The organism is Nocardioides sp. Z13_37 (assembly GCF_058355585.1).
Genome location: NZ_JBZGDV010000002.1, coordinates 932,616 through 959,277, shown reverse-complemented (window position 1 = coordinate 959,277; position 26,662 = coordinate 932,616). Strand labels below are relative to the sequence as shown.

At 72.2% G+C, this 26,662-nt stretch carries 28 protein-coding genes; 7 read left to right on the top strand and 21 right to left on the bottom strand.

Annotated features, from left to right (window positions below; translation table 11 throughout):
- Nucleotides 1–155: 155 nt before the first annotated feature.
- From AC4H2S_RS09620 to AC4H2S_RS09605, 4 genes are all read right to left on the bottom strand, one after another.
- On the bottom strand, nt 156–1,190 hold the full coding sequence (locus AC4H2S_RS09620) for an ABC transporter permease (RefSeq protein ID WP_491496737.1): 1,035 nt from the start codon (nt 1,188–1,190) through the stop codon (nt 156–158).
- 173 nt (nt 1,191–1,363) lie between these two features.
- The gene (gene aspS / locus AC4H2S_RS09615; protein ID WP_491496736.1) at nt 1,364–3,157 is read right to left on the bottom strand and encodes an aspartate--tRNA ligase; all 1,794 of its coding nucleotides are present in this window, start codon (nt 3,155–3,157) and stop codon (nt 1,364–1,366) included.
- On the bottom strand, nt 3,154–4,563 hold the full coding sequence (gene hisS / locus AC4H2S_RS09610; RefSeq protein ID WP_491496735.1) for a histidine--tRNA ligase: 1,410 nt from the start codon (nt 4,561–4,563) through the stop codon (nt 3,154–3,156). The genes aspS and hisS overlap by 4 nt, the downstream gene beginning before the upstream one ends.
- Nucleotides 4,560–5,246 (bottom strand): MBL fold metallo-hydrolase, encoded by a 687-nt coding sequence (locus tag AC4H2S_RS09605; RefSeq protein ID WP_491496734.1) that lies wholly within the window; start codon nt 5,244–5,246, stop codon nt 4,560–4,562. The genes hisS and AC4H2S_RS09605 overlap by 4 nt, the downstream gene beginning before the upstream one ends.
- A gap of 93 nt (nt 5,247–5,339) precedes the next feature.
- Between AC4H2S_RS09605 and AC4H2S_RS09600 the strand changes: the two genes are divergently transcribed.
- Nucleotides 5,340–6,602 (top strand): DUF349 domain-containing protein, encoded by a 1,263-nt coding sequence (locus tag AC4H2S_RS09600; protein WP_491496733.1) that lies wholly within the window; start codon nt 5,340–5,342, stop codon nt 6,600–6,602.
- A gap of 36 nt (nt 6,603–6,638) precedes the next feature.
- Here AC4H2S_RS09600 and AC4H2S_RS09595 read toward each other — a convergent pair whose 3' ends face one another.
- From AC4H2S_RS09595 to pdxT, 9 genes are all read right to left on the bottom strand, one after another.
- The gene (locus AC4H2S_RS09595) at nt 6,639–8,927 is read right to left on the bottom strand and encodes a RelA/SpoT family protein (protein ID WP_491496732.1); all 2,289 of its coding nucleotides are present in this window, start codon (nt 8,925–8,927) and stop codon (nt 6,639–6,641) included.
- Nucleotides 8,928–8,994: 67 nt separating this feature from the next.
- Nucleotides 8,995–9,543 carry an adenine phosphoribosyltransferase gene (locus AC4H2S_RS09590; RefSeq protein WP_491496731.1) on the bottom strand — a complete coding sequence of 183 codons (549 nt, stop codon included), beginning with the start codon at nt 9,541–9,543 and terminating at the stop codon, nt 8,995–8,997.
- Nucleotides 9,536–9,832, bottom strand: a complete 297-nt coding sequence (gene yajC, locus AC4H2S_RS09585) for a preprotein translocase subunit YajC (protein ID WP_491496730.1) — start codon at nt 9,830–9,832, stop codon at nt 9,536–9,538. The genes AC4H2S_RS09590 and yajC overlap by 8 nt, the downstream gene beginning before the upstream one ends.
- A 66-nt stretch (nt 9,833–9,898) precedes the next feature.
- A complete protein-coding gene (gene ruvB, locus AC4H2S_RS09580) occupies nt 9,899–11,011 on the bottom strand; it encodes a Holliday junction branch migration DNA helicase RuvB (RefSeq protein WP_491496729.1) in 1,113 nt (370 codons plus the stop codon).
- A gap of 4 nt (nt 11,012–11,015) precedes the next feature.
- The gene (ruvA, locus tag AC4H2S_RS09575) at nt 11,016–11,615 is read right to left on the bottom strand and encodes a Holliday junction branch migration protein RuvA (RefSeq protein ID WP_491496728.1); all 600 of its coding nucleotides are present in this window, start codon (nt 11,613–11,615) and stop codon (nt 11,016–11,018) included.
- Nucleotides 11,612–12,238 (bottom strand): crossover junction endodeoxyribonuclease RuvC, encoded by a 627-nt coding sequence (gene ruvC, locus AC4H2S_RS09570; protein WP_491496727.1) that lies wholly within the window; start codon nt 12,236–12,238, stop codon nt 11,612–11,614. The genes ruvA and ruvC overlap by 4 nt, the downstream gene beginning before the upstream one ends.
- A gap of 176 nt (nt 12,239–12,414) precedes the next feature.
- Entirely contained in the window at nt 12,415–13,389 is a 975-nt protein-coding gene (locus tag AC4H2S_RS09565) for a type IV toxin-antitoxin system AbiEi family antitoxin domain-containing protein (protein WP_491496726.1), read from the bottom strand.
- Nucleotides 13,390–13,618: 229 nt separating this feature from the next.
- Nucleotides 13,619–14,392 (bottom strand): YebC/PmpR family DNA-binding transcriptional regulator, encoded by a 774-nt coding sequence (locus AC4H2S_RS09560; RefSeq protein WP_491496725.1) that lies wholly within the window; start codon nt 14,390–14,392, stop codon nt 13,619–13,621.
- 36 nt (nt 14,393–14,428) lie between these two features.
- Complete coding sequence (pdxT, locus tag AC4H2S_RS09555) at nt 14,429–15,025, bottom strand: pyridoxal 5'-phosphate synthase glutaminase subunit PdxT (protein ID WP_491496724.1); 597 nt, start codon at nt 15,023–15,025, stop codon at nt 14,429–14,431.
- 41 nt (nt 15,026–15,066) lie between these two features.
- On the opposite strand from pdxT, the gene AC4H2S_RS09550 reads away from it, so the two are divergent.
- The 3 genes from AC4H2S_RS09550 to AC4H2S_RS09540 are packed head-to-tail and all read left to right on the top strand — an operon-like array spanning nt 15,067 to nt 17,555.
- On the top strand, nt 15,067–16,242 hold the full coding sequence (locus tag AC4H2S_RS09550) for a serine hydrolase domain-containing protein (RefSeq protein ID WP_491496723.1): 1,176 nt from the start codon (nt 15,067–15,069) through the stop codon (nt 16,240–16,242).
- 39 nt (nt 16,243–16,281) lie between these two features.
- Nucleotides 16,282–17,160, top strand: coding sequence for a helix-turn-helix domain-containing protein (locus tag AC4H2S_RS09545; protein WP_491496722.1), 879 nt, complete (start codon nt 16,282–16,284; stop codon nt 17,158–17,160).
- Complete coding sequence (locus tag AC4H2S_RS09540; protein WP_491496721.1) at nt 17,157–17,555, top strand: VOC family protein; 399 nt, start codon at nt 17,157–17,159, stop codon at nt 17,553–17,555. Before AC4H2S_RS09545 ends, AC4H2S_RS09540 begins: the two co-directional genes overlap by 4 nt.
- A gap of 18 nt (nt 17,556–17,573) precedes the next feature.
- Here AC4H2S_RS09540 and pdxS read toward each other — a convergent pair whose 3' ends face one another.
- The 4 genes from pdxS to AC4H2S_RS09520 form a co-directional block, all read right to left on the bottom strand.
- Nucleotides 17,574–18,506, bottom strand: coding sequence for a pyridoxal 5'-phosphate synthase lyase subunit PdxS (gene pdxS, locus AC4H2S_RS09535; protein ID WP_491496720.1), 933 nt, complete (start codon nt 18,504–18,506; stop codon nt 17,574–17,576).
- Between the two features lie 63 nt (nt 18,507–18,569).
- Nucleotides 18,570–19,190, bottom strand: coding sequence for a phosphatidylinositol phosphate synthase (gene pgsA / locus AC4H2S_RS09530; RefSeq protein WP_491496719.1), 621 nt, complete (start codon nt 19,188–19,190; stop codon nt 18,570–18,572).
- Between the two features lie 13 nt (nt 19,191–19,203).
- Entirely contained in the window at nt 19,204–19,974 is a 771-nt protein-coding gene (locus tag AC4H2S_RS09525; RefSeq protein WP_491496718.1) for an inositol monophosphatase family protein, read from the bottom strand.
- Between the two features lie 33 nt (nt 19,975–20,007).
- The gene (locus AC4H2S_RS09520) at nt 20,008–20,517 is read right to left on the bottom strand and encodes an HIT family protein (RefSeq protein WP_491496717.1); all 510 of its coding nucleotides are present in this window, start codon (nt 20,515–20,517) and stop codon (nt 20,008–20,010) included.
- 23 nt (nt 20,518–20,540) lie between these two features.
- Between AC4H2S_RS09520 and AC4H2S_RS09515 the strand changes: the two genes are divergently transcribed.
- From AC4H2S_RS09515 to AC4H2S_RS09505, 3 genes are all read left to right on the top strand, one after another.
- Entirely contained in the window at nt 20,541–21,020 is a 480-nt protein-coding gene (locus AC4H2S_RS09515; protein ID WP_491496716.1) for a GNAT family N-acetyltransferase, read from the top strand.
- A gap of 75 nt (nt 21,021–21,095) precedes the next feature.
- Nucleotides 21,096–21,344: a hypothetical protein gene (locus AC4H2S_RS09510; RefSeq protein ID WP_491496715.1), complete on the top strand. Its 249-nt coding sequence runs from the start codon at nt 21,096–21,098 to the stop codon at nt 21,342–21,344.
- Nucleotides 21,345–21,364: 20 nt separating this feature from the next.
- Nucleotides 21,365–21,670 carry a hypothetical protein gene (locus tag AC4H2S_RS09505; protein ID WP_491496714.1) on the top strand — a complete coding sequence of 102 codons (306 nt, stop codon included), beginning with the start codon at nt 21,365–21,367 and terminating at the stop codon, nt 21,668–21,670.
- A gap of 30 nt (nt 21,671–21,700) precedes the next feature.
- Here the strand turns inward: AC4H2S_RS09505 and AC4H2S_RS09500 are convergent, their stop codons facing one another.
- The 4 genes from AC4H2S_RS09500 to thrS form a co-directional block, all read right to left on the bottom strand.
- A complete protein-coding gene (locus tag AC4H2S_RS09500; protein ID WP_491496713.1) occupies nt 21,701–22,576 on the bottom strand; it encodes a phosphotransferase enzyme family protein in 876 nt (291 codons plus the stop codon).
- A gap of 13 nt (nt 22,577–22,589) precedes the next feature.
- On the bottom strand, nt 22,590–23,132 hold the full coding sequence (locus AC4H2S_RS09495; protein ID WP_491496712.1) for a ribonuclease FAU-1 family protein: 543 nt from the start codon (nt 23,130–23,132) through the stop codon (nt 22,590–22,592).
- Nucleotides 23,133–23,462: 330 nt separating this feature from the next.
- Nucleotides 23,463–24,623 (bottom strand): MalY/PatB family protein, encoded by a 1,161-nt coding sequence (locus tag AC4H2S_RS09490; RefSeq protein ID WP_491496711.1) that lies wholly within the window; start codon nt 24,621–24,623, stop codon nt 23,463–23,465.
- A gap of 7 nt (nt 24,624–24,630) precedes the next feature.
- A complete protein-coding gene (gene thrS, locus AC4H2S_RS09485) occupies nt 24,631–26,634 on the bottom strand; it encodes a threonine--tRNA ligase (protein WP_491496710.1) in 2,004 nt (667 codons plus the stop codon).
- Nucleotides 26,635–26,662: the final 28 nt, after the last annotated feature.

The window sequence follows — 26,662 nt, the reverse complement described above, 5'->3', positions numbered from 1 at the left end:
GACGACCCGCCACCGCAGGCGGCGAGCGTCAGTAGGGCAGCACCGGCAACGAGCGCGAGCGGCTTGTTCCGCTTCATGCTGTCCAGCCTTTCTTTCTTGTTCTCACCGAGGACGGCGTCATCGGCGACGTGCACAAACCTGGGTCGAGCCGTGGCTCAACGACGGGTCTTGGGGTCGAGGGCGTCGCGGACCGCGTCGCCCAAGAGATTGAGGGAGAGCACCAGCGCGACGATGCCGAGCAGCGGCTGCCACAGGTACTGCGGGTACTCCCGGAAGTAGGTCGGCGTGGCCGCCTTGAGGATCGTCTGGCCCCACGAGACGCCGTCGGTGACGCCGATGCCGAGGAACGCGAGTCCGGCCTCCAGCGCCACGAAGGACGGCAGCATCAGCGACACGCTGATGATGATGGGCGCCGCCAGGTTGGGCAGCAGCTCCTTGAACAGCACCCGCGAGGTCGGCATGCCCATCACCCGGGCGGCCTGCACGAACTCGCGCTCACGGAGCGCGAGGACCTCACCGCGGATCAGGCGCGCCGTGCCCATCCAGCCGAAGATGGCGAGCACGCACACCAGGCTGAACTTCTGGATCGTCGCGTAGTTCTCCGAGGTGTTGAACCGGTCGTTGAGGATCGGGGCGAGGGTCAGCGCGGCGAGCAGGAACGGGACCGTCAGGAACATGTCGATGAAGAACGACAGGACCTTGTCGACCGCGCCGCCGAGGAAGCCGGCCACGAGCCCGACGATGACGCCGAGCGTGCTGGCGATGAGCGTCGCGATGGTCGCGATCATCAGCGAGATGCGGCACCCGTGCAGCCAGTAGGCGAGGTTGTCCTCGCCGGTGCGCGGGGCCACGCCCATCGGGTGGTCCCAGGTGAAGGAGCCGGTGGGCGGGCCCATCTCCGGCTTGGGCATGCCGTTGTTGAGGCCGTCGACGCGCTCGCTGGCCAGGGGCGTGACGAGGTCGACGCCGAAGATGTTGCAGATCGTGCCGGCGAACGTGGCGCAGATGATGAAGAACAGCACCACCACCGCGCAGACGACGGCGATCTTGTCGCGAGCCAGCCGACCCAGCGCGATGCGCAGGGGCGACTTCCCGGAGATCTCCTTGGCCTTGGGGCTGTTCGGGTCCTGGTGCTCCGGTTCGGAGTTCAGGATGCCCAGCGTCTCGGGCCCTGCGATCTCTGCCGACATGCTCTCCCCATCTGGTTCGGGACTGGCCGGCGCAGCCCGGGGTCTCCCGATGGCTGCGCCGAGCGCGACTCTATGTGACGTCTGTGGTGGGCACGATCACCGACGGGTAACGATCCCGTTACGACGCGGTGCCGTGGTGGTCGCCGTGAGGACACGGCAAAGCCTTCGAAGGATCACCCCGCAGGCGGGACGTCCTTCGCGGGGACGGCGTCCACACCGGCTTCCTTGCGCTGCTCCGGGGTGATCGGCGCGGGCGCCGCGGTGAGCGGGTCGAAGCCGCCGCCCGACTTGGGGAACGCGATCACGTCGCGGATCGAGTCGGTGCCCGCGAGCAGCGCCACGATGCGGTCCATCCCGACGGCGATGCCGCCGTGCGGGGGCGCGCCGAACTTGAACGCGTCGAGCAGGAACCCGAACTTCTCCTGCGCCTCGTCCTCGGTGAGACCCATCACGGCGAAGACCCGCCTCTGGATGTCGCCGCGGTGGATACGGATGGACCCGCCGCCGAGCTCGTTGCCGTTGCAGACGATGTCGTAGGCGTAGGCCAGGGCACTGCCGGGGTCGGTGTCGAAGGTGTCCATGAACTCCGGCTTGGGGCTCGTGAACGCGTGGTGCACGGCCGTCCACGCGCCCGCACCCACGGCCACGTCGCCGCTGGCCACCGCCTCCGAGCTGGGCTCGAACAGCGGGGCGTCGACCACCCAGGTGAACGCGAACGTGGAGTCGTCGAGCATGCCCGCGCGACGACCGATCTCGAGGCGGGCGGCACCGAGCAGCGCGCGGCTGCTCTTGGCCGGCCCGGCGGCGAAGAAGACGCAGTCGCCCGGCTCGGCGCCGACGTGGGCCGCGAGGCCGTCGCGCTCGGCGTCGGTGAGGTTCTTGGCCACCGGGCCGCCGAGGGTGCCGTCCTCCCCGATCGTGACGTAGGCCAGGCCCTTGGCGCCGCGCTGCTTGGCCCACTCCTGCCACGCGTCGAACTGCCGGCGCGGCTGGCTGCCGCCGCCCGGCATCACGACCGCGCCGACGTAGGGCGCCTGGAACACCCGGAACTCGGTGTCCGAGAAGTAGTCGGTGCAGTCGACGAGCTCGAGGCCCATCCGCAGGTCGGGCTTGTCGGAGCCGTACCTGGCCATCGCCTCGGCGTACGTCATCCGGGGCAGGGGCCGCTCGATGGTGTGGCCGGCCTGCGCCCACATCGCCTCCAGCACGTCCTCCATCAGCGTGATGACGTCCTCCTGGTCCACGAAGCTCATCTCGATGTCGAGCTGGGTGAACTCGGGCTGGCGGTCGGCGCGGAAGTCCTCGTCGCGGTAGCAGCGCGCGATCTGGTAGTAGCGCTCCATGCCGCCGACCATGAGCAGCTGCTTGAACAGCTGCGGGCTCTGCGGCAGGGCGTACCAGCTGCCGGGCGCCAGGCGCGCGGGCACCAGGAAGTCGCGAGCGCCCTCGGGGGTGGACCGCGTCAGCGTGGGCGTCTCCACCTCCACGAAGTCGCGCGCGTCGAGCACGTCGCGCGCCGCCTTGTTGATCTTGCTGCGCAGCCGCAGCGCGGCGTTGGGGCCGGGGCGGCGCAGGTCGAGGTAGCGGTGCTTGAGGCGCGCCTCCTCGCCGACCTCGCCGCCCTTGTGGCCGGACGCGTCGTCGACGGGGAACGGCAGCGGGTCGGAGGCGGAGAGCACCTCGACCTCGGTCGCGACGACCTCGATCTCGCCGGTCGCGAGGTTGGGGTTCTGGTTGCCCTCCTTGCGGGCCACGACCTCACCGACCACCTTGATGCAGTACTCGCTGCGGAGGCTGTGGGCGACCTCCTCGTCGCGCACAACCACCTGCACGACCCCGCTGCGCTCGCGCAGGTCGAGGAACGCGACGCCGCCGTGATCGCGCCGCCGCGCCACCCAGCCGGCGAGGGTGACGGTCTGGCCGACGTTGTCGGCGCGCAGGGCGCCGGCGTCATGGGTGCGGATCACTGGATCTCCTCTGAGGACTCACTGGGGGTGCTGCTGGGGGTGCTGCTGGGGGTGCTGCCGGGGGTGCTGCTGGGAACGACGGTGCTGACGACGGCGGGCCGCAGGTCGGCCTCGGGCGGGCTCCAGGTGGCGGGATCGGCCTCGACCTGCTCGCCGCTGCGGATGTCCTTGACCTGGTGGCTCCCGTCGGCCTGGACGAACCACACGTAGGGGATGCCGCGGCGCTCGGCGTAGCGGATCTGCTTGCCGAACCGGGCGGGCGCCGGGGCGACCTCGCAGGCGATGTCGCGCGCCCGGAGGGCCGCCGCGACCGCGGTGCTGGCGCCGCGCTCGTCCTCGGTGTTGAGCGCGACGAGCACCGCGCTGGGCACCGGGCGGCTCCCGGACAGGACGCCGTCGGCGATGAGCGGGACGAGGGTGCGCGAGACGCCGAACGAGACACCGACGCCGGGGTAGGTCGTACGACCGTCGCTCGCGAGCGCGTCGTAGCGCCCTCCCCCGCCGACGGACTTCAGCCGCTCGTAGCCCGCCATGAAGATCTCGACGACGGTGCCGGTGTAGTAGTCGAGGCCGCGGGCGATGCGCAGGTTGGCCTCCACCCCGACCCGGTCGCCGGCGACCGCGCGGCAGCCGTCGACGACGGCTGCGAGCTCCTCGAGCCCCTGGTCGAGCAGGTCGTCGGTGACGCCGAGCGCACGGACCCGCTCGACGAACGAGGTGTCCTCGACGCGGATCGTGGCCAGCTCGAGGCAGCGCCGCGCCTGCTCGGGGGTGGCCCCGACCCGCTCGACGAGCAGGGTGGCCACCTCCTCGGCGGGGAGCTTGTCGAGCTTGTCGATCACCCGGATGGCGTCGGTCACGTCGTCGATGCCGAGGCCGCGGTAGAAGCCCTGGATGAGCTTGCGGTTGTTGAACTGGAACGACACCCGCGGGATGGGCAGCCGACTCAGGGCGTCGACCATCACCGCCATCACCTCGACGTCGTGGTGGAACGGCAGCTCGTCACGGCCGACGATGTCGACGTCGGCCTGGGTGAACTGGCGGTAGCGGCCCTCCTGGGGCCGCTCGCCCCGCCACGCCGGCTGGACCTGGTAGCGCCGGAAGGGGAACTCGAGGTGGCCGGCGTGCTCGAGCACGTAGCGCGCGAACGGGACGGTCAGGTCGAAGTGGAGGCCGAGGTCGGCCTTCGCGCCGGGCTCGGCGGCCAGGCGCTGGAGGACGTAGATCTCCTTGTCGACCTCGCCACCCTTGGCCAGGCGGTCGATCGGCTCCACGACGCGCGTCTCGATGTTGGCGAAGCCGTGCAGCTCGAAGGTGCGCGACACCGAGGCGATCACCTCGCGCTCGACGGCGCGCTGCGCAGGCAGCAGCTCGGGGAACCCGCTGAGCGGGGCGATCTTGCTCATCGCACGTCCTGGACCAGGTCTCGGAGGAAGGGGTTGGTGGCGCGCTCGCGGCCGATGGACGTCTGCTCGCCGTGACCGGGCAGCACCACGATGTCGTCGGCCAGCGGCAGCACCTTGTCGGTGAGGCTGCGCAGCATCGTCGCGTGGTCGCCGCCGGGGAGGTCGGTGCGCCCGATCGAGCCTGCGAAGAGCAGGTCGCCGGAGAACATCACCTCCGAGACGTCCTGCTGAGCGTAGGGGGTGCGGAACGTGACCGAGCCCCCGGTGTGCCCCGGTGTGTGGTCGACGACGAACCGCAGCCCCGCGAGCTCGAGCTCGGCGAGGTCGGAGAGCTCGCGCACGTCGTCGGGCTCGGCCCACGAGTAGTCGCCGCCGAGGAGCATCTGGGTGGTCTCGGGGCTCATCCCCGCCATCGGGTCGGAGAGCAGGTGGCGGTCGGCCGGGTGGATCCACGCCGTCGCGTCGTAGGTGCCGGCGACGGGCGCGACGCACCACATGTGGTCGACGTGGCCGTGGGTGACCAGGACGCTGACCGGCTTGAGCCGGTGCTCGCGGACGACCTGGTCGACCCCTGCCGCGGAGTCCTTGCCAGGATCGATGACCACGCACTCCGACCCGGGACCCGACGCCACCACGTAGCAGTTGGTCCCCCAGGGTCCGGCGGGGAAGCCGGCGATGAACACGGGCGTCAGTCCTTGCTAGTCGTCTTGCCAGTCGTCTGCTTGTCAGTGGAAGCCTACCGAGGCCACTCGGTGCCATGACTACGATGGGCGACCATGAGCTCCGACAAGCAGTCCCGAGACGACTCGACCCCGGCTGAGACGCCCTGGGGCCGGGTGGCCGAGGACGGCACCGTCTATGTCCGCACCGCCGATGGCGAGCGCTCCGTGGGGTCCTACGAGGCCGGCACGCCCGAGGAGGCACTGGAGTTCTTCGCCAAGCGCTTCGAGGAGCTCGAGGGCAAGGTGCACCTGCTCGAGCAGCGCGTCACCTCCGGCCGGCTGGCTCCCGAGGAGGCGAGCTCGTCGGTGAAGGCCCTGCGCGAGCAGGTCGTCGACGCCCACGCGGTCGGAGACCTGGTCGCGCTCGCGGCCCGGCTCGACGCGCTGGCGCCCGTCATCGCCGTGCAGCGCTCGGCCCGCAAGGAGGAGCGCGCGCAGAAGTCCGCGGAGTCGAAGGCCGCCAAGGAGGAGCTCGTCGCCGAGGCCGAGCGGCTCGCCGAGAGCACCGACTGGCGCAACGGCGCCAACCGGCTGCGCGACCTGCTGGCGACGTGGAAGGAGCTCCCGCGGCTCGACCGCGCCACCGACGACGCGCTGTGGCGGCGCTTCTCGACCGCCCGCACCACCTACACCCGTCACCGCAAGGCGCACTTCGCCGAGGAGCACGAGCGCCGCGACTCCGCCCGGGTCGTCAAGGAGCGCCTCGTCAAGGAGGCCGAGGCCCTCGCGTCCTCGACCGAGTGGGGCCCGACCGCCGGCAAGTACCGCGACCTGATGCGCGAGTGGAAGGCCGCGGGCCCGGCTCCGCGCGACGTCGACGACAAGCTCTGGCAGCGCTTCCGCGGCGCCCAGGACACCTTCTTCGGCGCCCGCGACGCCGCCAACGCCGCCCTCGACCAGGAGTTCGCAGCCAACGCCGAGGTCAAGGAGGTCATCCTCGTCGAGGCCGAGGCCCTGGTGCCCGTCACCGACCTCGAGGTCGCCAAGAGGACCTTCCGCGAGCTCGCCGACCGCTGGGACGCCGCAGGCAAGGTCCCCCGCGACCGGATGAAGGAGCTCGAGGGGCGCATGCGCAAGGTCGAGCAGGCCATCCGCGCCGTCGAGGACGAGCAGTGGAGCCGCAGCGACCCGGAGAAGTCCGCCCGCGCCGACGACATGATCGGCAAGCTCGAGGCCGGGATCGCCGAGGCGCAGGCGCGCCTCGACAAGGCCGCCGCCGCCGGCGACGAGCGCAAGGTCAAGGACCTCCAGGGCGACCTCGAGAGCAAGCAGGCGTTCCTCGAGATGGCCCGCCGGGCTGCGGCCGACTTCAGCTGACCGCGGCTGCGCCCGGCGTCCTCCGCGGGCGCCGGGTCACGCCGTGACGCGGTAGGCGTCGAACACGCCCGGCACGGCGCGTACGGCGCGCAGCACGCCGTCGAGGTGGGCCGCGTCGGCCATCTCGAAGGAGAACCGGCTCTTGGCGACCCGGTCGCGGGTGGTGGACAGCGTGGCGCTGAGGATGTTCACGTGCGCGTCGGAGAGCGCCATGGTGATGTCGGACAGCAGCCGGGCCCGGTCGAGCGCCTCGACCTGGATGTTGACCAGGAACGTCGACTGCGACGTCGGCGCCCACTCCACCTCGAGCACCCGCTCGGGCTGGCCGAGCAGGCTGGCGGCGTTGGTGCAGTCCTTGCGGTGCACCGACACTCCCCCGCCCTTGGTGACGAAGCCGAGGATCGGGTCGGGCGGCACCGGGGTGCAGCACTTGGCCAGCTTGACCCACAGGTCGTCGACGCCCTTGACGATGACGCCGGAGTCGGTGGGTCCGCGCTTGGTGGCGGTGCGGGTGCGGCCGGTGATGGTGACGCCCTCGGCGAGGTCCTCCTGGGCCCCGTCGTCGCCGCCGTGCAGGTCGATGACGCGGCGCACGACGGCCTGCGCGCTGAGGTTGCCCTCCCCGACCGCGGCGTAGAGGGCCGAGACGTCGGCGTGGTGGAAGTGCTCGGCCACCAGCGCCAGCACGTCGTGGGTCATCAGCCGGTTGAGGGGCAGGCCCTCCTTGCGCATGAGCTTGGCGATCTGGTCCTTGCCGCGCTCGATGGCCTCGTCGCGCCGCTCCTTGGTGAACCACTGGCGGATCTTGGAGCGGGCGCGCGGCGACTGCACGAAGTTGAGCCAGTCGCGCGAGGGCCCGGACGTGGGCGACTTGGAGGTGAACACCTCGACGACGTCGCCGTTGTCGAGGGTCGACTCGAGCGGCACGAGGCGACCGTTGACCCGCGAGCCGATCGTGTGGTGGCCGACCTCGGTGTGCACGGCGTAGGCGAAGTCGACCGGCGTGGCGCCCATCGGCAGCGGGATGACGTCGCCGCGAGGGGTGAAGACGTAGACCTGCTGCTGGTTCATCTCGAAGCGCAGCGACTCCAGGAACTCGCCCGGGTCCTCCACCTCGCTCTGCCAGTCGAGGAGCTGGCGCAGCCAGGTGAGGTCGTCCTTGTCGCCGAGCCGGTCGGTGTCGACGCCCGCCTTGGAGTTCTCCTTGTACTTCCAGTGCGCGGCGACGCCGTACTCGGCGCGGCGGTGCTGGGCGAAGGTGCGGATCTGCACCTCGACCGGCTTGCCCTGCGGGCCGATGACCGTCGTGTGGAGCGACTGGTACATGTTGAACTTCGGCATGGCGACGTAGTCCTTGAACCGCCCCAGCACCGGGTTCCAGCGGGAGTGGATGACGCCGAGCGCGCTGTAGCAGTCGCGGTCCTCGTCGACGAGGATCCTGATGCCGACCAGGTCGTAGATGTCGGAGAAGTCGCGGCCGCCGACGATCATCTTCTGGTAGATCGAGTAGTAGTGCTTGGGCCGGCCGGTGACCTTGGCGTTGATCCGGGCGGCCTTGAGGTCCTGCTCGATGTCGGCGGCGACCTCGGCGAGGAACTGGTCTCGCGACGGGGCCCGCTCGGCCACCATCCGGACGATCTCGTCGTAGATCTTCGGGTGGAGCGTGGCGAACGCGAGGTCCTCCAGCTCCCACTTGAGGGTGTTCATGCCGAGCCGGTGCGCCAGCGGGGCGTAGATGTCGAGCGTCTCGCGGCTGGAGCGCTCCTGCGAGGCCGCCGGGACGTAGCGGAGGGTGCGCATGTTGTGCAGCCGGTCGGCCAGCTTGATGACCAGCACACGGATGTCGCGCGACATCGCCACGATCATCTTGCGGATGGTCTCGGCCTGCGCCGAGTCGCCGTACTGCACCTTGTCGAGCTTGGTGACGCCGTCGACGAGCTCCGCCACCTCGTCGCCGAAGTCGGCGCGCAGCGCGTCGAGGGTGTAGGGCGTGTCCTCGACCGTGTCGTGGAGCAGCGCCGCGACGAGCGTCGGCTCGGTCATGCCGATGTCGGCGAGGATGGTGGTGACCGCGAGCGGGTGGGTGATGTAGGGGTCGCCGCTCTTGCGCATCTGGCCGGTGTGCCACTTGTCAGCCACCGCGTAGGCGCGCTCGAGGAGCGCCAGGTCGGCCTTGGGGTGGTTGGCCCGCACGGCCCGGAACAACGGCTCGAGCACCGGGTTGGAGGACGGCGGACGGGTGCCGACGCGGGCGAGGCGGGCACGCATGCCGCGCGCGCTCGGGGGCGCCTTCGCGTCGTGCGCCGCTGCCTGGTCCTCTGCCATTGGCCCAGTCTAGTGAGGGTGCGGGCAGGCGCTGCGCGGGGACGGGACGCTCACGGGCCGGACGGGGTCAGATCGTGAGCAACGAGGCGATCGTGAGGTCGCCGGTCACCGCTCGCGGGTCGAGGGACGACAACTCCATCAGCACCGACATCGCGGTCACGACGCCCCCGGCGGCCTCGACGAGCTGGCGGGTCGCGCGCGCGGTGCCGCCGGTGGCGAGCACGTCGTCGACGAGGAGCACACGCTCCCCGGGGGCGATGACGCCCTTGTGCAGCTCGAGGGTGGCCTCGCCGTACTCGAGGGAGTAGGCGACGGCGTGGGCCTCGCGCGGGAGCTTGCCCTCCTTGCGCACCGGGACGAACCCGACGCCGAGCGCGAGCGCGACCGGCGCGGCGAGGATGAAGCCGCGCGCCTCCATGCCGACGACCTTGTCGACCACCACGTGGCCGCGCTCGTCACGGCCGGCGGACGCCAGCGCCGTGATGACGGCGGAGAAGGCCTCGTGGTCGGCCAGGACCGGGGTGATGTCCTTGAAGGTCACCCCTTGCTCGGGCCAGTCGTCGACGTCGACGACGAGGCGCTCGAGCGCCTCGATGGCCGTACGACGATCAGGCATCGTCGCGGGGGTCGGCACCGGGCTGCAGCAGCGGCTCGTCGACCTTGGCGATCGCCGCGCGCGCGATCTCGATCTGGGAGCCCGGGGCGATCTCGAGACGGGCACGGTCGTCGGTGAGCGAGACCACGGTGCCGAAGATGCCGGAGGACATCATCACGCGCTGGCCGACCTCGATGCTCTGCTGCAGGCGCAGGACCTCCTTCTGACGGCGCTGCTGCGGGCGGATCACCATGAACCAGAAGAGGGCCACGATGGCCACCAGGGGCAGTAGTGCAGCGAGATCGTTCACGGTGGGAGCTCTCCTCGGGGGGTCGGGTGCGTGAGCGCGTGGAGTCTACGCGGGTCGCCCGCGACGTCACACGTCGTCGAAGAGGGCGGAGTCGACCGTCGGCGCGGCAGGCGGGGTGAGGCCGAGGTGGTGCCACGCGGCCGGGGTCGCGACCCGCCCGCGGGGAGTGCGCGCGAGCATCCCCAGCCGGACCAGGAAGGGCTCGGCCACCTCCTCGACCGTCTCGCGCTCCTCGCCGACCGCGACGGCGAGGGTGGACACGCCCACCGGTCCCCCGCCGAACCGGCGGCAGAGCACGTCGAGCACGGCCCGGTCGAGCCGGTCGAGGCCGGACTCGTCGACCTCGAAGAGGTCGAGGGCGGCATGGGCGACCGGCAGGCTCAGCACCCCGTCGGCCCGCACCTGGGCGTAGTCACGGACCCGACGCAGCAGACGGTTGGCGATGCGCGGGGTGCCGCGCGAGCGCGACGCGATCTCGCTGGAGCCCTCCGCCGTGACGTGCACGCCGAGCAGCCCGGCCGAGCGGTGCACGATCTGGTCGAGCTCGTGGGGCTCGTAGAACTCCAGGTGGGCGGTGAAGCCGAACCGGTCGCGCAGGGGGCCCGGCAGCAGCCCGGCGCGGGTGGTGGCACCCACGAGGGTGAACGGCGGGATCTCGAGCGGGATCGCCGTCGCACCCGGTCCCTTGCCGATGACGACGTCGACCCGGAAGTCCTCCATCGCCATGTAGAGCATCTCCTCGGCAGGGCGCGACATTCGGTGGATCTCGTCGACGAAGAGCACGTCGCCCTCGTTGAGCCCCGAGAGGATCGCGGCCAGGTCGCCGGCGTGGGTGATCGCCGGACCGCTGGTCAGCCGCAGCGGGGTGCTCATCTCGGCGGCGATGATCATCGCGAGCGTGGTCTTGCCGAGCCCCGGAGGCCCGGACAGCAGGACATGGTCGGGCGCGCGCCCGCGGCGGCGGGCGGCCTCGAGGACGAGCCCGAGCTGGTCGCGCACCCGCGCCTGCCCGACGACCTCGTCGAGCGTGCGGGGCCGCAGCGCAGCCTCCACCGCGCGCTCGTCGCCGTCGGCGTCGGCATCGGTGAGCCGCTGGAGGTGGCCCAGCTCGGCGTCGGTCAGCTCGATGTCGTCCTGACGGTCGTCGTGAAGGTCGTCAGCGGTGTCGTCCCAGTTCATCGGCTCAGGCCTTGCTCAGCGTGCGGAGCGCGGCGCGCAGCAGCGCGCCGACGTCGGGCTGGTCGCCGGCCTCGGACGCGACGGCCTCGACCGCCTTCTCCGACTCCTTGGCCGACCAGCCGAGGCCGACCAGTCCCTGTTGGACCTGGTCGCGCCAGGCCTCCGTGGCCGGGGCCACGGACGCCGGGTGGTGGACCCCGACGGGCGGGCCGATGCGGTCCTTGAGCTCGAGGATGATGCGCTGGGCGCCCTTCTGCCCGATGCCGGGCACCCGGGTCAGCGCCTTGACGTCCTCGGTGGTCACGGCACGGCGCACCTCGTCGGGGCTCATCACCGCGACGATGGCCTGGGCGACCTTGGGCCCGACGCCCGAGGCGGTCTGGACGATCTCGAAGACCTGCTTCTCGTCGTCGTCGAGGAACCCGAAGATCGTCAGGCTGTCCTCGCGGACGACCATGGACGTGGGCAGCGTCGCGGAACGCCCGACGCGCAGCGTCGCCAGCGTGCCGGGGGTGCACATCAGCTCGAGCCCCACGCCGCCGACCTCGAGGACGGCGCTGGACAGGGTGACGGCGGCGACCTCGCCGCGGACGAAGGCGATCATCGGGTCCTCACGTGGGTGGTGTCCGGGCGGGCGGGGCGCCGCGCGGCTCGCTGGGGCGCGCGCTGCGCCCTGGCCTGGGCCGCGGCGGCCTCGAGCCGGGTGGTGGCCGAGCCCCGCCAGACGTGGGTGATGGCCAGCGCGAGCGCGTCGGCGGCGTCGGCCGGCTTGGGCAGCTCGGTCAGGCGCAGGATGCGCACCACCATGGCGCCCACCTGCGCCTTGTCGGCGCGGCCGTTGCCGGACACGGCGGCCTTGACCTCGCTGGGGGTGTGCATCGCGATGGGCAGGCCGCGGCGGGCGGCGACGACGAGCGCGATGCCGCTGGCCTGCGCGGTGCCCATGATGGTGCTGGAGTCGGAGCGGGCGAAGACCCGCTCCACGGCGACGGCGTCGGGCCGGTGCTCCTCGATCCAGGCGTCCAGGCCCTTCTCGATGGTGACCAGCCGCTCGGCGATCGGCAGCGAGGAGCTGGTGCGCACCACCCCGACGTCGACCAGCGTCAGCGGCCGGCCGACGCTGCCGTCGACCACCCCGACGCCGCAGCGGGTCAGGCCGGGGTCGATGCCGAGCACGCGCACGCAGCTCCCCTTCCGGCCGTCGATCCGGCCACGTCGTCCGAACATGTGTTCGTGCGACCACGCTAACCCGCCGCGGCCGCGCGTCGTCGTACGACACGCGGCACGGCCCCTCCCTCGCCGGGCGCTGGCGTCGATGGCCGCTGTAACGCCGGGTTAGGAGGTGTACCCCCCATGATCTGTCCTAGTGGGTACAGCACCTAACCCGGCGTTACAGCAGGAGGTCACGGGCGCCGCCGGAGGACGCGGTAGGACGCGAGGTCGTCGGTGGCGGTGCCGAAGCGGGCGCAGGTGTCGGCGTACTCGCGCGCGGCTCGGGCGAGGGCCGCACGACGACCGGCGAAGAGGTCGACGGAGGTGAGCCGGCTCATGCCGAGCTTGAAGCCGGTCAGGAAGTCCTGGCGCGCCTTCTCCTTGACGAGCACAGCGCTCGGGACGATGCCGGACGGATTGTCGGGGTCGTACTTGAGGGCGCCGTCGGCCTCGAAGAGGTGGCGATGCACCGCGACGTCGGCGAAGGCGGTCGTGTGGCCGTCGCTGAGGCCGAGCTGCAGCTCGGGGCGGCCGATGCCGAGCTCGAGGACGAAGTCGCGCACGAGCGACTCGAGGTAGGACTCGGCCAGCGGGTCGGCGTGCTCGATGCACCAGCGCATGCACCTGCTGTGCGGCCAGTCCTTCATGCGGGCGAGCCCGGCGCGGAGCTGCGAACGGCCGACTCCCCGGCGCATCGCGGCGTCGCACGCCGCCAGTCCGTGGGCTCGGCCGTGCTCTCGCACCATGTCGAGCGCCGTGCGGGGCAGATCGAGCACACGCAGGCCGTCGACCTCGACGACGTCCTCGGGGAGGTACGGCGCGAGGTGGTGCTTGACGCCGGCGCGGACCGCATCGCCGTGCACCTTCGGCCGACTCACGTGCACCAGCGAGGTGCGCGGGTCGGGCGCGCCCATCCTCAGGGCGATCGCCGCCGAGTCGTGGCTGAACGCGTAGCCCGTCGCCGTCAGGCACAGCTGCGCGGCTCGCATGCGCAGGAGCGGTCGGGACCGGAACGGGTCGAGACCCTCCCACGCCTCGCGGTCGACGTACACGCCGTGGCGCAGCCGAACGAGGTGGCCGCGGCGCACCAGGCCGCGGACGTCGTTGGTGTCGAGCCCGGCCGCGTGCAGCTGGCGCCTGGCGATGAGGCCGTGCTGTGACTGCATGAGGGCGATGGTCGGGAGGTACATGGCGACCGAGCATCGGCAGCCCGTCCGACGGCGAGGCGCCGCGCGGGGCAATGCCTGTGGACAACGGGGCGCTCGGGCGGCATGGGGACGCCCGGTGGCGCGCCGGGGTCGGCTGTAACGCCGGGTTAGGTGCTGTACCCACCTGGATATATCCGGGTGGGTACAGCCGCTAACCCGGCGTTACAGCGGGTGGGGCGGGGCGGGCTCAGGCGTCGGCGCTGTCGAGCTCGGCCATCACGTCGGCGGGGATGTCGACGTTGGTGAAGACGTCCTGCACGTCGTCGAGGTCCTCCAGCGCGTCGACGAGGCGCAGCACCTTGGCCGCGCCCTCGGCGTCGACGGGGATCTCCAGGCTCGGGACGAACTCCACGTCGGCGGAGTCGTAGTCGATGCCGGCGTCCTGCAGCGCCGTGCGGACCGCGACGACGTCGGTGGCCTCGCTCTGCACCTGGAACGCCTCGTCGAGGTCGTTGACCTCCTCCGCGCCCGCGTCGAGGGTCGCCTCGAGCACGTCGTCCTCGCTCACCTCACGGTCGTCCTGCGACTTCGGCACCATCACGACGCCCTTGCGGGCGAACAGGCGCGATACCGAGCCGGGGTCAGCCATGGTGCCGCCGTTGCGGGTGACCGCGGTGCGGACCTCCATCGCGGCGCGGTTCTTGTTGTCGGTGAGGCACTCGACGAGGAACGCGACGCCCTGCGGGCCGTAGACCTCGTAGGAGATGCCCTGGTAGTCGACGCCACCGGACTCGGCGCCCGAGCCGCGCTTGACCGCGGAGTCGATGTTCTTGTTGGGGACCGAGCTCTTCTTCGCCTTCTGGATGGCGTCGTAGAGGGTCGGGTTGCCGGCGGGGTCGCCGCCGCCCTGCTTCGCCGCGACCTCGATGTTCTTGATCAGCTTGGCGAAGAGCTTGCCGCGCTTGGCGTCGATCGCGGCCTTCTTGTGCTTGGTCGTTGCCCACTTGGAGTGGCCTGACATGAGTCCCTCTATCCGTCGCTCGAGCCTGGACGGTCGTCAGGCCGAGCGCACCAGGTCCACGAACATGCCGTGGACCCGGCCGTCGCCGCCGACCTCTGGGTGGAACGAGGTCGCCATCAGGGGGCCTTGACGGACCGCGACGATCCTACCCGCGGCCGGCCCCTCCTCCACGCGCCCCAGCACCTCGACGTCCTCGTCGACCGCCTCGACCCACGGCGCGCGGATGAAGATCGCCCGCACCGGATCGGCCAGGCCGTCGAGGTGGAGGTCCTCCTCGAAGGAGTCGACCTGACGGCCGAAGGCGTTGCGGCGCACGGTGATGTGCAGCCCGCCGACGGTCTCCTGGCCCGTGGCCCCGTCCTCGATGCGGTCGGCGAGCATGATCATCCCGGCGCAGGTCCCGAAGGCGGGCAGCCCGCCGCGCACGGCGTCGCGCAGCGGCTCCAGCAGCTCGAAGATCCGCGCGAGCTTGACCATCGTCGTGGACTCCCCGCCCGGGATCACCAGGCCGTCGCAGGCGGCGAGCTCGGCCCGACGGCGTACGGCGACCGGGTCCGCGCCCGCGGCCCGCAGCACCTCGAGGTGCTCGCGCACATCGCCCTGCAGGGCCAGCACGCCGATGGTCGGGTCCACGACCGCGATCCTAGGGCGCCGCGCGACCGTAGGCTCGCGACATGAGGCTCCCCCGCCCGCACCGGTCCCGCGTCGTCCGGCTCCGCGCCGTCCTCGTGCCCGTCCTCGCGCCCGTCGTCGCGCTGGCACTCGTCGGCGCGCCGGCGACCACGACGACTGCGGCGGCGCGGGTCGACGTCCGCGAGCGACCCACGGTCCGGACCGTGGACGGGTGGCCGACGGCCTCGCCCTCGAGCCTCGACCTGCGCGGGCGGGCGATCAGGCGCGGCGCGGCCGAGGCCCGGCGGCTCGGCTCGACCTGCTTCGCGGTCGTGCGGGACGGCCGCGTCGCCGGGCAGTGGAGCTGGCGGCTGCCGCGCGACCAGCCCCGCGAGGTCTTCTCGATCACCAAGTCGGTCACGAGCACGCTCGTGGGGATCGCGGTCCGCGACGGCGACCTGCGCCTCGACGACCCGGTGTCGACCTACGTCCCCCAGTGGCGCGGCACCGCCTCGGAGTCGGTGACCGTGCGCAACCTGCTCTCCAACGACAGCGGGCGCTTCTGGTCGCTGCAGTCGGACTACGCCGACCTGGTCAGCGCGCCCGACCGCACCCGGTACGCCGTCTCGCTCCCCCAGCAGCACGCGCCCGGCACCGCCTGGGCCTACAACAACGCCGCGATCCAGGTGCTGGAGCGGGTGCTGCGCCGGGCGACCGGGATGTCGGTGGCGAGGTTCGCCCGCACCCGCCTCTTCGCGCCCCTCGGCATGACGCACTCGCACCTGACCACCGACCGCTCCGGCGCCACGGCCGTGTTCTACGGCATGCAGACCACCTGCCTCGACCTCGCCCGGCTCGGCCGCCTCCAGCTCGGCAAGGGCACGAGCGCCGGCGAGCGCATCCTCGACGCCGGCTACGTCAGGCGCGCCACCGGGCGCTCCTCCACCGTCCACAACGCCGCCTACGGCTACCTGTGGTGGCTCAACCGTGCCGGAGCGCTGCGCGGGGCCACCGACGTCGTCGACGCGCAGGGCCAGCCCGTCCACCCGGTGACCGGCCAGCTCGCGCCGTACGTCGGCGAGGACGTCTTCGCCGCCCTCGGCCTCGGCGGCCAGGTGCTGCTCGTCGACCCGGCGACGCGCACCATGGTCGTCCGGCTGGGGCCGCCGGCCCAGCCCGGCGAGCGGGCCTATGGCTTCGCCGACGCCGCGCGCGTGCTGGAGCGCGCCGTCCGCTGAGGCCGTGACGGCGTCGGCCCGGTGCGGCACACTCGCCCCATGGGCGGCGGGTGGGAGCAGCTTCCGGAGGCGCGGGTCCCCGCGCCCCTGCTGCCGCACGTCACGTCGATGTACGGCTACGCGGCGACCGGCCTCGCGCCGGGCGTGCACCGCGGGCTCCCCTCGGCCGGGCTCACGCTGGTGCTGAGCCTCGACGAGCCGCTGCGCACCGCGCCCTCGGCCGAGGACTGGGACGCCGGGGTGCGTGACGCGCAGTGGGTCAGCCTCGGCGGGCTGCACACCCGTCCGGCCATGGTCGAGCAGCCCGGCCGGTGGGCCGGGGTCCAGCTGACGCTCGACCCCGTGGGCGTGCGGCGGCTGCTGGGCGTCCCCGCGGCCGAGCTGCCCGTGGGCAGCTGGGACGCGCGCGACCTGTTCGGCGACGAGGTCGACCGGGTGGTCGAGGAGATGCACGGCGCTCCCGACTGGCACGGGAGGTATGCCGCGGTCGCCGGGTTCCTGCTGCGCCGGACCCGCCGCACGCAGCGCGGCGCCGAGGCGCGCGGCCCGTCCGCGGAGGTCCGCGAGGCGTGGCGGCTGCTCACCCGGCGGCGCCACCTCGCGGTGGCCGACGTGGCGGACGCCGTCGGCTACAGCCGCCGGCGGCTCAACCAGCTGATCACGGCCGAGACGGGCCACGGCCCCAAGACCGTGCAGCGGCTGGCCCGTTTCGACGCCGCCCGGCGCGCGGTGGTCGCGGCCGGGGCGTCGGGCTCCTCCCTCGCCCAGGTCGCTGCCAGCACCGGCTACTACGACCAGTCGCACCTCGTGCGCGACTTCCGCGAGTTCGCAGGGCTCGGCCCGTCGGCGTGGCTCGCCGCGGAGTTCCCAAATGTCCAAGGCGCACCACCCGGGGTCGCGGCAGCATCGTCGCCATGAGCCAACAGCACCCACCCACCGTGTGGCCCGCCCTGCAGGCCCACGACCCCGATGTCGTCATCCGCGCCCTCGTCGCCCTCGGGTTCGAGGAGACCGCGGCCTACCGCGACGAGGCGGGCGTCGTCCAGCACGCCCAGCTCGACTGGCCCGAGGGAGGCGGCGTGATGCTCGGCTGCCACAAGCCGGACGGCCCGTTCACGCAGCAGCCCGGCACCAGCGCGGCGTACGTCGTCGCGACGGACGTCGACGCCGTGCACCGGCGCGCCGTCGAGGCCGGCCTCGAGCCCAGCGAGGTCGTCGAGCAGGACTACGGCAGCCGCGAGTTCCGGGTCACCGACGCCGAGGGCAACCAGTGGTCGTTCGGCACCTACACCGGCGAGCCGCGGCGAGGCTGAGCCCGCCGCGGACCGGCGTCACCAGCCGCGCTCGGCCAGGCGGTGCGGCTGCGGGATCTCGTCGACGTTGATGCCGACCATCGCCTCGCCGAGCCCGCGGGAGACCTTGGCGACGACGTCGGGGTCGTCGTGGAAGGTCGTGGCCTTGACGATCGCCTCGGCACGCTGGGCCGGGTTGCCGGACTTGAAGATGCCCGAGCCCACGAACACGCCCTCGGCACCGAGCTGCATCATCATCGCCGCGTCGGCCGGGGTGGCGATGCCGCCGGCGGTGAAGAGCACGACCGGCAGCTTGCCCGCGGCGGCGACCTCCTTGACCAGGTCGTAGGGCGCCTGCAGCTCCTTGGCCGCGACGTAGAGCTCGTCCTCGCTCATGCCGTGCAGCCGGCGCAGCTCCCCGCCGATCGTGCGCATGTGCATGACCGCGTTGGACACGTCGCCGGTGCCCGCCTCGCCCTTGGAGCGGATCATCGCCGCGCCCTCGGTGATCCGGCGCAGCGCCTCGCCCAGGTTGGTCGCCCCGCACACGAACGGGACGGTGAACTGCCACTTGTCGATGTGGTTGGCGTAGTCGGCCGGGGTCAGCACCTCGGACTCGTCGATGTAGTCGACACCGAGCGACTGCAGCACCTGCGCCTCGGCGAAGTGGCCGATGCGGGCTTTGGCCATCACCGGGATCGAGACGGTCTCGATGATGGAGTCGATCATGTCGGGGTCGCTCATCCGCGACACGCCGCCCTGGGCGCGGATGTCGGCCGGCACGCGCTCGAGCGCCATCACGGCGACGGCGCCGGCGTCCTCGGCGATCCTCGCCTGCTCGGCGGTGACGACGTCCATGATGACGCCGCCCTTGAGCATCTCGGCCATGCCGCGCTTGACGCGACTCGTGCCGTGCTCGATGGGGGTCTCGGACGAGGCGCCGGGAGTCGCCGCAGAAGTGTGCTCAGCCATGCCTGGATCGTAGTGCCGTGCCACCCGGACGGGGGCATCGGCGTGCGACCCGGGTCACACCGCTCAGCTCTGGGAGGCCGCCCGCTCGAGGGCCTGGCGGCGCACCACCCAGATGCGCTGGGCGACCGTCACCGAGCTCAGCGCGCCGAGCAGCGCGAGGCCCCAGGCGAGCACCAGCGGCTGGTCGCTCAGCTGGGCCGCGATGGCGGCGATGCCCAGGACCACGAGCCGGTCGGCCCGCTCCATGATGCCCACCCGCGCGGTGAAGCCGAGCGACTCGGCCTTGGCCCGGGCGTAGGAGGTCGAGACCCCCGTGACGAGGCAGAAGAGAGCCATGGCGGCTCCGAACATGGAGTCACCGGGGCCGGCGAAGTAGAGGATCACCGCGCCGAAGACCACGGCGTCGGCGATCCGGTCGAGCGTCGAGTCGAGGAACGCGCCGAACACGCTCACGCGCTGGCTCATGCGGGCCATCGTGCCGTCGAGCAGGTCGAACAGCGCGAAGACCGTCACGCTCAGCGCGGCGACGACGAGCTCGCCGCGCGGCGCGAACCAGAGTGCGGCGGTGCAGGTCGCGATGGTGCCGACCAGCGTGACCGCGTCGGGGCTCACCCCCAGGCGCAGCAGGAGGCGGGCGACCGGCGAGATGATCGCGGTGACGAGGCCGCGGATGTGTTCGAGCATGGTGGGCCGCAGGCTACCGGGCGAGGAGGGCGGCGCGGACGTCCGCCACCGCGGCAGGCGCTCCCGTCACCGTCCAGTCGACCCCTGCGGCGCGTACGACGACCGCGTCCCCGCCCGCGCCGCGGATGATCGCCGCGCCGGGCAGCCGGTCCCACACCGCGACGGAGTGCTGGAAGAGCACGTCCCACTGGCCGGACGCGATGGCGACCATGTCCATCGTCCCGGAGCCGAACATCCGCAGGGTGCCGACCTGCCCGAGCGCCCGGGTGAACGCCTCCCCCACCTCGCTGCCGAAGTAGGGCGGGTGCAGGTAGCTCGCCGCGCACCGCGCCTCGGGCGGGGTGTCCGGGAGCGCGGCGAGGGGCGTGCCGTCGCAGGTGCTCGGCAGGGCCGGACCGCCGACCCAGGTGCGGAGCGTGGCGGCGTGGTGGACCGCGCCGAGCAGCACGTCGTCCTCGTCGTGCAGGGCGATCGCGGAGCACCACCAGTCGCTGCCGCGGGAGAAGTTGTAGGTGCCGTCGACGGGGTCGATGACCCAGGTCCGGCCCGACGTGCCCGCTCGCGAGGTGCCCTCCTCCCCCACGATCGCGTCGTCGGGACGCTCGGCGGCGAGCTGCTGCACGATCAGCCGCTCGGCTGCGGTGTCGGCCTGGGTCACGATGTCGGACCCGCTGGTCTTGCGCTCGACGTCGAGGCCCTCGGCGCGGATGCGGGCGGCGAGCAGCGCCGCCTCTCGGACCAGGTCGGCGGCGAGGGTGGCGTCGGCGCGCAGTCGGGAGGTCACCCGGCCGACCCTACCCAGCGGTGCGGGGTGCCCTCAGGCCCCCGGCCAGGCGTCCGCGAGCAGCGTCCGGGTGTCCTCGAGCAGCTGGGGCAGCATCTTGGTGCCGCCGACGACGGTGATGAAGTTGGCGTCGCCGGTCCACCGGGGCACCACGTGCTGGTGCAGGTGCTCCGACAGCGAGCCGCCCGCCGAGCGGCCCAGGTTGAGCCCGACGTTGAACGAGTCGGGCCGGCTCACCGCGCGCAGGGTGCGGAGCGCTTGCTGCGTCAGCGTCATCAGCTCGGTCGCCTCCTCCGTCGTGAGGTCGGTGAGGTCGGCGACGTGGCGGTAGGGCAGCACCATCAGGTGGCCGGGGTTGTAGGGGTGCAGGTTGAGCACGACGTACGTCGACTCGCCGCGCGCGACGACCAGCGACTCCTCGTCGGGGTGCGCCGGGATCGCGCAGAACGGGCAGCCGTCGTCGTCGACCGCCGTGCGGACGTAGGCCATCCGGTGGGGCGTCCAGATCCGCTCGAGCCCGTCGCCACTCGTCCCACCAGTCATGGCAGCGATCCTAGGGTGGACCCATGACGTCGATCCGACCGGCACGCGACGCCGACATGGGCGCCGTCGCGGACCTGTGGCACGAGGGGTGGCACGACGGACACGCGGGACACGTGCCGGGCGGGCTGACGGCCGCGCGCACGCTCGTGGCCTTCCACGAGCGCACCCCGCCCCGCGTGGCGGACACGAACGTCGCGATCGCCGACGACGGGTCCCTGCTGGGGTTCGCGATGGTCGTCGACGACGAGGTGGAGCAGCTCTTCGTCGCCCGGTCGGCGCGGGGGACCTCGGTGGCGGAGGACCTCCTGGCCGAGGCCGAGCGCCGGGTGGCCGCCGGCGGGCACGACACCGCCTGGCTGGCGGTGGTGGTCGGCAACGCGCGGGCACGCCGGTTCTACGAGCGCTGCGGCTGGGTCGACTCCGGCGACCTGCCCTACGAGGTGACCGCCGGCGACCAGACGTTCGTCTCGCCGTGCCGGAGGTACGAGAAGCGGGTGCGATGAACGCTCGGCGGTGCGGACCCGAACGGTGGGACACTGCCTCGCACTCATCGCTGACCGAACCGGGGGAACACCACCATGACCACGTCCTGGACCACCAGGCTGCTGACCGCGCCCGCCGCCTTCGTGCTCGCGATCGCACTGGGCACCGCCGCGCCGGCGTCCGCCTCGAGCACGACCAAGAAGGATCCCAGGAACGACGTCTTCCTCGGGAGCGGTGGCAACGGCCTCGACCTGGCGGCCGTGCAGCTCAAGACCCAGCACCGCAAGAAGAGCATCCGCGTCACCTTCAAGCTGCACTCGCCGGTGCCCTTCGCCGCATCCTGATGAAGCCGGGCGGCTTGGCGGTGGAGTTCATCAAGAACAAGCGGATCTGGCGGATCGTGCGGATCGCAACGACGGACGGGGTCCTGGGCAGCGACGTCTGCAGCTACTCCAGGAGCGGGGAGGTCAGCGAGCCCTACGACTGCAGCACGCTGCCGGTCACCCAGGTCGACGCCACGACCTATCGCACGGTCGTCGACCTCAGGAAGATCAAGAAGGGCGCCAAGGTGCTGCAGTGGACGGCAGGGACGATGGACCTCAGCGGTGGCGCGCCCGTGCTGGACTCGCTGACGGCGAAGGACCGCAGGCCGTTCCGCTGGCGGCTCTGACCGGGACCGACCGGTCGGGCACGGTGATGCCTAGGTGGCGACGCCGAGTGCGGCGAGGCGTCGCCGGGCGTCGGTGAGACCCAGCTCGTTGTCGGCGCGGTCGACTCCCCCGGTGAGGTCGTCGGATGCCAGCCGGCCGGCGAAGTAGACGCCCTGTACGACCTCTCGAAACCGGCTGAACGCGTCGAGGTGCCGCATCTCCTCGGCGGGGAGCGGGCCGCTCCCCAGGTAGGTGCGCAGGAAGGCCGATGCGTGCTCCCGCCCGCCGAGGTACATGACGGCGGACGCGACGTCGTAGAGGACGGGCCCCCGCCGGGCCCCCGCCCAGTCGACCAGGCCGGTGACGCCGGAGCGGTCGTCATGGATGAACGCCTCGGGTGCCGGGTCGGTGTGCAGGACCGCCCAGGTCACGGTGATGGCGTCGGTCTCGGCACGCACCGCATCGATGGCTGGCACGAGCCACGGGTGAACGGTGACGCCGGGCATGTCCGGGTCGAGCCAGTCCCGCGCGAAGGTGGCGGTGCTGGGCCCCGGGGCCGGGTCGGTGGCCGCGTGGACACCGGCGAGCGTGCCGGCGATCCACTCCTGCTCCGCGTCGGTCTCACCGTCCAGCTCCCGCCCGGGCACGTGCCGGAGCAGCGCGAGCGGCGGGTCGGTCAGGACCATCCGGCCGTCGCGGGTGGGGACCGGGTCTCCCGTGACGAAGCCGGACCGCGCGAGCGTCGTGGCGGCCTCCGCCCCTGCGGCCAAGTCCGCGGCAGCCGCTTGCGACACCGCCTTGGCGACGTAGGTCGAGCCCTCGTGCTCGACGAGCCAGGTCTCCGAGTTCATCCCGCCTGCCAGGGGCGTGATCGCCGCCCCACGCAGGCCCCAGAACGCCTCCAGCAGCTCGGCGGTGCTCGTCATGCGTGGGAGCCTGTCACGGTGCCACGGGTGACCAGTCGGCCCAGGCGGACCACCAGTGCTCGTCACGGTCCAGCGCGGCGTCGACGTGCGCGGCCTCGGCGAGGACGTCGAGGACCGTCTGCGACGAGATACGCCCCTCTGCTCGCTGGTGGTGCAGGTCCGGCACGTCCTTCCAGCGTCGCTGTCCCGAGGCGTCGACGACGAGGTCCAGCCCGTAGTCGTCGGTGTCGATGTGCCCAGGACCTCGCTCGAGGGGCGCCTCGAAGTTGATGTACCAGTGCCGGAACGACCCGTCGGGGTCGAAGAACTTCCAGACGCTGTAGAGGTCACCAGACCGGTACAGCTGGAGCACGATCGCGCCCCTCCACTCGGCGTGCATCGCCCACGGGTGCACGCCGAACGGGTGGGCCGGGAAGGTGAACGTCGACCCCGGGTCGAGTCGGACGGCCAGCCGGTCACCGTCGTCGTGCACCACGGTCACCGGCGAGGTGAGCCACGGTTGGCCGTGCAGCACCTCGCGTCGCTCGATGACCTGTCCGGGCTGGAAGAGAGGCATGGTCGGACCCTAGGAGATCGGACGTGCCGGTGGCCCCGCTACCGGGTGGGTGGCGGGGTGGGGGCGGGGTCGTCGATCCGGTGGTGTTGAGGTCGATGACCGGCTTGATGGTGACCGTGGTGCTGGAGTCGGCACACCAGGCGCGGACGTGGTCGAGCAGGACCAGCCGCCGCCCTTCCTCCACCCGAGCATCGCACTAGGACAGTCCCGTCCCCGCTGGGACACCCGGATCCGGGTGGTTGAGCGGAGACGTGACCGCTCAAGCACGCCTCGTGCACCGTGGCGTGGCGTGGCGTGGTGCGGGTCGACGAGCCGTGGCCTGCGCGTCCCCTACGTCCAGGCCTTCGCCAGCCGCTCGACGATCGCGGTGAGCCGGTCGGGCGAGGTGGCGAAGTTGAGGCGCACGTGGCCGGTGGTGCCGGGCGCGTAGGACTCCCCCGCGCTCACCTGCACGCGGCCGCGCTCGAGGGCCACGGCCGCGGCGTCGTCGTGGCCGTAGGCCGACGCGTCGAGCCAGGCGAGGTAGGTCGCCTCGACGGGGCGCATCCGCACCTCGGGCAGGTGGGTGGCGAGCAGCTCGCCGAGCAGGGCGCGCTGCTGGTCGAGGCGCTCGACGAGGGAGGCGAGCCACGGGTCGCCCAGGGCGTACGCCGCCCGCGCGGCGATCGCCCCGAGCGGCGAGTGCGAGTCGTTGCGCGCCATCGGCTGGTCCGCGAGGAGCGAGCGGTCGGCCGCGGACGGCACGACCAGCTGCGCGCACCGCAGCCCGGCCGTGTTGAACGCCTTCGACGCGGCCACCACCGCAACGGCGTGGTCGTGGGTGCCCTCGATCGCCAGGTAGGAGACGTGCTCGGCGCCGGGCAGCACGAGGGGTGCGTGGATCTCGTCGCTCACCACGCGCGCGCCGTGGCGCACGACCACGTCGCGGATGCCCTCGAGCTCGGCGCGGGTGAAGACGCGACCCCACGGGTTGTGCGGCTGGGTCAGCAGGAGCGTCTGCGCCCCGTCGGCGAAGAGGCGGTCGAGCCGGTCGAGGTCGATCTCGGCGCGCTCGGCCGACGGGGGCACGTCGAGGCGCACCTCCTCGCGACCGGTGATGCTCGCCAACCCGAACTGCGCGTTGTAGCCCGGCGTCGGGAACACCACTGCGCCCGGGCCGCTGAACACGTCGAGCGCGAGCCGCACCCCCGCCGTCACGTCGACCACCGGGAGCACCGCCTCGGGCTCCGGCGCCCAGCCGAAGTGCCGCGCCGACCAGCCGGCGTACGCCTCGGCGAGCGCCGCGTCGAAGCCGAGGAGCGGGTAGCCGGTGATGCCGTCGGCCAGCGCCTGCTGCACGGCCCCCAGCACCACGGGGTCGACGGCGTAGTCCATCTCGGCGACCCAGGCGGGGAGCACGTCGTCGGGCACGCCCCACTTCAGCGGCAGCGCGCGGCGCGCCTGCGCGTCGGTCAGGTCGACGACCGGACGGCGCTCCCCCGCGTCCGCCACGCCGGGCTCAGACCTGCTCGCGCGAGGCCACCGCGGCCGCCACCCGCTCGATCGCCTCGGCCAACGGCACCCCGTTGTCCTGGCGGCCGTCGCGGTAGCGGAACGACACGGCGCCCGCCTCGACGTCGTTGTCGCCGGCGATCATCATGAACGGCACCTTGGCCAGCTGGGCGTTGCGGATCTTCTTCTGCATCCGGTCGTCGGAGTCGTCGACCTCGACCCGCAGCCCCTGCGCCTTCATCTGCCGCGCGATGTCGAACAGGTAGTCGTTGTGCCGCTCGGCGATCGGGATGCCCTGCACCTGGACGGGAGCCAGCCAGGGCGGGAACGCGCCGGCATAGTGCTCGACGAGGACGCCGATGAACCGCTCGATCGAGCCGAACTTCGCCGAGTGGATCATCACCGGCTGCTGGCGGGTGCCGTCGGCGGCGACGTACTCGAGGTTGAAGCGGTCGACGGCCGGCTGGTTGAAGTCGTACTGGATCGTCGACATCTGCCAGGTGCGCCCGATGGCGTCCTTGGCCTGCACCGAGATCTTGGGGCCGTAGAAGGCGGCACCACCCGGGTCGGGCACGAGGTCGACGCCGAACTTGCGCGCGGCGGTCTCGAGCACCGACGTCGCGGTCTCCCACTGGTCGTCGGAGCCGATGAACTTGTCGGGCTTGGAGTCGTCGCGGGTGGACAGCTCGAAGTAGTAGTCGTCGAGCCCGAAGTCGCGCAGCAGGCCGGTGACGAAGGTCAGCAGGTGCTCGACCTCGGCGGGGGCCTGCTCGGGGGTGACGTAGGAGTGCGAGTCGTCCTGGGTCATCGCCCGCACGCGGGTCAGGCCGTGGACGACGCCGGACTTCTCGTAGCGGTAGACCGACCCGAACTCGAAGAACCGCAGCGGCAGCTCGCGGTAGGAGCGCTGCCGCGAGCGGTAGATGAGGTTGTGCATCGGGCAGTTCATCGCCTTGAGGCGGTACTCGGCGTGCTCCATCTCCATCGGCGGGAACATGGTGTCCGCGTAGTAGGGCAGGTGCCCGGAGGTGTGGAACAGCCCGTCCTTGCTGATGTGCGGGGTGCCGACGTAGTCGAAGCCCTCCTCGAGGTGCCGGCGGCGGACGTAGTCCTCCATCTCCCGCTTGATGACGCCGCCCTTGGGGTGGAAGACCGCCATGCCCGAGCCGATCTCGTCGGGGAACGAGTAGAGGTCGAGCTCGCGGCCGAGCTTGCGGTGGTCGCGGCGCTCGGCCTCCTCGAGGCGGTGCAGGTGCTCCTCGAGCGCCTCCTTGGTCTCCCAGGCGGTGCCGTAGATGCGCTGGAGCTGCTTGTTCTTCTCGTCGCCGCGCCAGTAGGCCGCCGCGGAGCGCATCAGCTTGAACGCCGGGATCCGCTTGGTGGTCGGCAGGTGCGGGCCGCGGCACAGGTCGGACCACGCGACGTCGCCGTTGCGCCGGACGTTGTCGTAGATGGTGAGCTCCCCGGCGCCGACCTCGACGCTGGCGCCCTCGCCGATCGACTCCGGGTCGGTGGCGCCCGCGCCGCCCTTGAGCCCGATCAGCTCGATCTTGTAGGGCTCGTCCTTGAGCTCGTCGAGCGCCTCGGCGTCGGTGGTCACCCGGCGCTCGAACCGCTGGCCCTCCTTGATGATCTTGCGCATCGCGGTCTCGATCTTGGCAAGGTCCTCGGGCACGAACGGGGTCTCGACGTCGAAGTCGTAGTAGAACCCGTTGGCGATCGGCGGGCCGATGCCGAGCCGGGCCTCGGGCCAGATCTGCTGCACCGCCTGCGCCATCACGTGCGCCGTGGAGTGGCGCAGGATGTCGCGGCCGTCGGCGCTGTCGATCGCCACGGCCTCGACCTCGTCGCCGTCGGCGAGCTCGTAGGCCAGGTCCTTGAGGGTGCCGTCGACGCGGGCGGCGATGACGTCGGCGTCGTCGCGGAACAGCTCCCACGCCCTGGTGCCCGTCGTGACCGTGGTCTCCGCACGCTGATCGGCGTGGACGCGGACGACCTTGATGTCGGGCACAAGAGCTCCTGGAAGAGGTGGGACGGGA

Excerpts from the sequence above, each read along its gene's own strand:
- AC4H2S_RS09620 (WP_491496737.1), bottom strand. The coding sequence starts at position 1,190 with ATGTCGGCAGAGATCGCAGGGCCCGAGACGCTGGGCATCCTGAACTCC.
- hisS (WP_491496735.1), bottom strand. The coding sequence starts at position 4,563 with ATGAGCAAGATCGCCCCGCTCAGCGGGTTCCCCGAGCTGCTGCCTGCG.
- AC4H2S_RS09600 (WP_491496733.1), top strand. The coding sequence starts at position 5,340 with ATGAGCTCCGACAAGCAGTCCCGAGACGACTCGACCCCGGCTGAGACG.
- AC4H2S_RS09595 (WP_491496732.1), bottom strand. The coding sequence starts at position 8,927 with ATGGCAGAGGACCAGGCAGCGGCGCACGACGCGAAGGCGCCCCCGAGC.
- AC4H2S_RS09590 (WP_491496731.1), bottom strand. The coding sequence starts at position 9,543 with ATGCCTGATCGTCGTACGGCCATCGAGGCGCTCGAGCGCCTCGTCGTC.
- ruvB (WP_491496729.1), bottom strand. The coding sequence starts at position 11,011 with ATGAACTGGGACGACACCGCTGACGACCTTCACGACGACCGTCAGGAC.
- ruvA (WP_491496728.1), bottom strand. The coding sequence starts at position 11,615 with ATGATCGCCTTCGTCCGCGGCGAGGTCGCCGCCGTCACCCTGTCCAGC.
- ruvC (WP_491496727.1), bottom strand. The coding sequence starts at position 12,238 with ATGTTCGGACGACGTGGCCGGATCGACGGCCGGAAGGGGAGCTGCGTG.
- AC4H2S_RS09565 (WP_491496726.1), bottom strand. The coding sequence starts at position 13,389 with ATGCAGTCACAGCACGGCCTCATCGCCAGGCGCCAGCTGCACGCGGCC.
- AC4H2S_RS09560 (WP_491496725.1), bottom strand. The coding sequence starts at position 14,392 with ATGTCAGGCCACTCCAAGTGGGCAACGACCAAGCACAAGAAGGCCGCG.
- AC4H2S_RS09550 (WP_491496723.1), top strand. The coding sequence starts at position 15,067 with ATGAGGCTCCCCCGCCCGCACCGGTCCCGCGTCGTCCGGCTCCGCGCC.
- AC4H2S_RS09545 (WP_491496722.1), top strand. The coding sequence starts at position 16,282 with ATGGGCGGCGGGTGGGAGCAGCTTCCGGAGGCGCGGGTCCCCGCGCCC.
- AC4H2S_RS09540 (WP_491496721.1), top strand. The coding sequence starts at position 17,157 with ATGAGCCAACAGCACCCACCCACCGTGTGGCCCGCCCTGCAGGCCCAC.
- pdxS (WP_491496720.1), bottom strand. The coding sequence starts at position 18,506 with ATGGCTGAGCACACTTCTGCGGCGACTCCCGGCGCCTCGTCCGAGACC.
- pgsA (WP_491496719.1), bottom strand. The coding sequence starts at position 19,190 with ATGCTCGAACACATCCGCGGCCTCGTCACCGCGATCATCTCGCCGGTC.
- AC4H2S_RS09520 (WP_491496717.1), bottom strand. The coding sequence starts at position 20,517 with ATGACTGGTGGGACGAGTGGCGACGGGCTCGAGCGGATCTGGACGCCC.
- AC4H2S_RS09515 (WP_491496716.1), top strand. The coding sequence starts at position 20,541 with ATGACGTCGATCCGACCGGCACGCGACGCCGACATGGGCGCCGTCGCG.
- AC4H2S_RS09510 (WP_491496715.1), top strand. The coding sequence starts at position 21,096 with ATGACCACGTCCTGGACCACCAGGCTGCTGACCGCGCCCGCCGCCTTC.
- AC4H2S_RS09500 (WP_491496713.1), bottom strand. The coding sequence starts at position 22,576 with ATGACGAGCACCGCCGAGCTGCTGGAGGCGTTCTGGGGCCTGCGTGGG.
- AC4H2S_RS09495 (WP_491496712.1), bottom strand. The coding sequence starts at position 23,132 with ATGCCTCTCTTCCAGCCCGGACAGGTCATCGAGCGACGCGAGGTGCTG.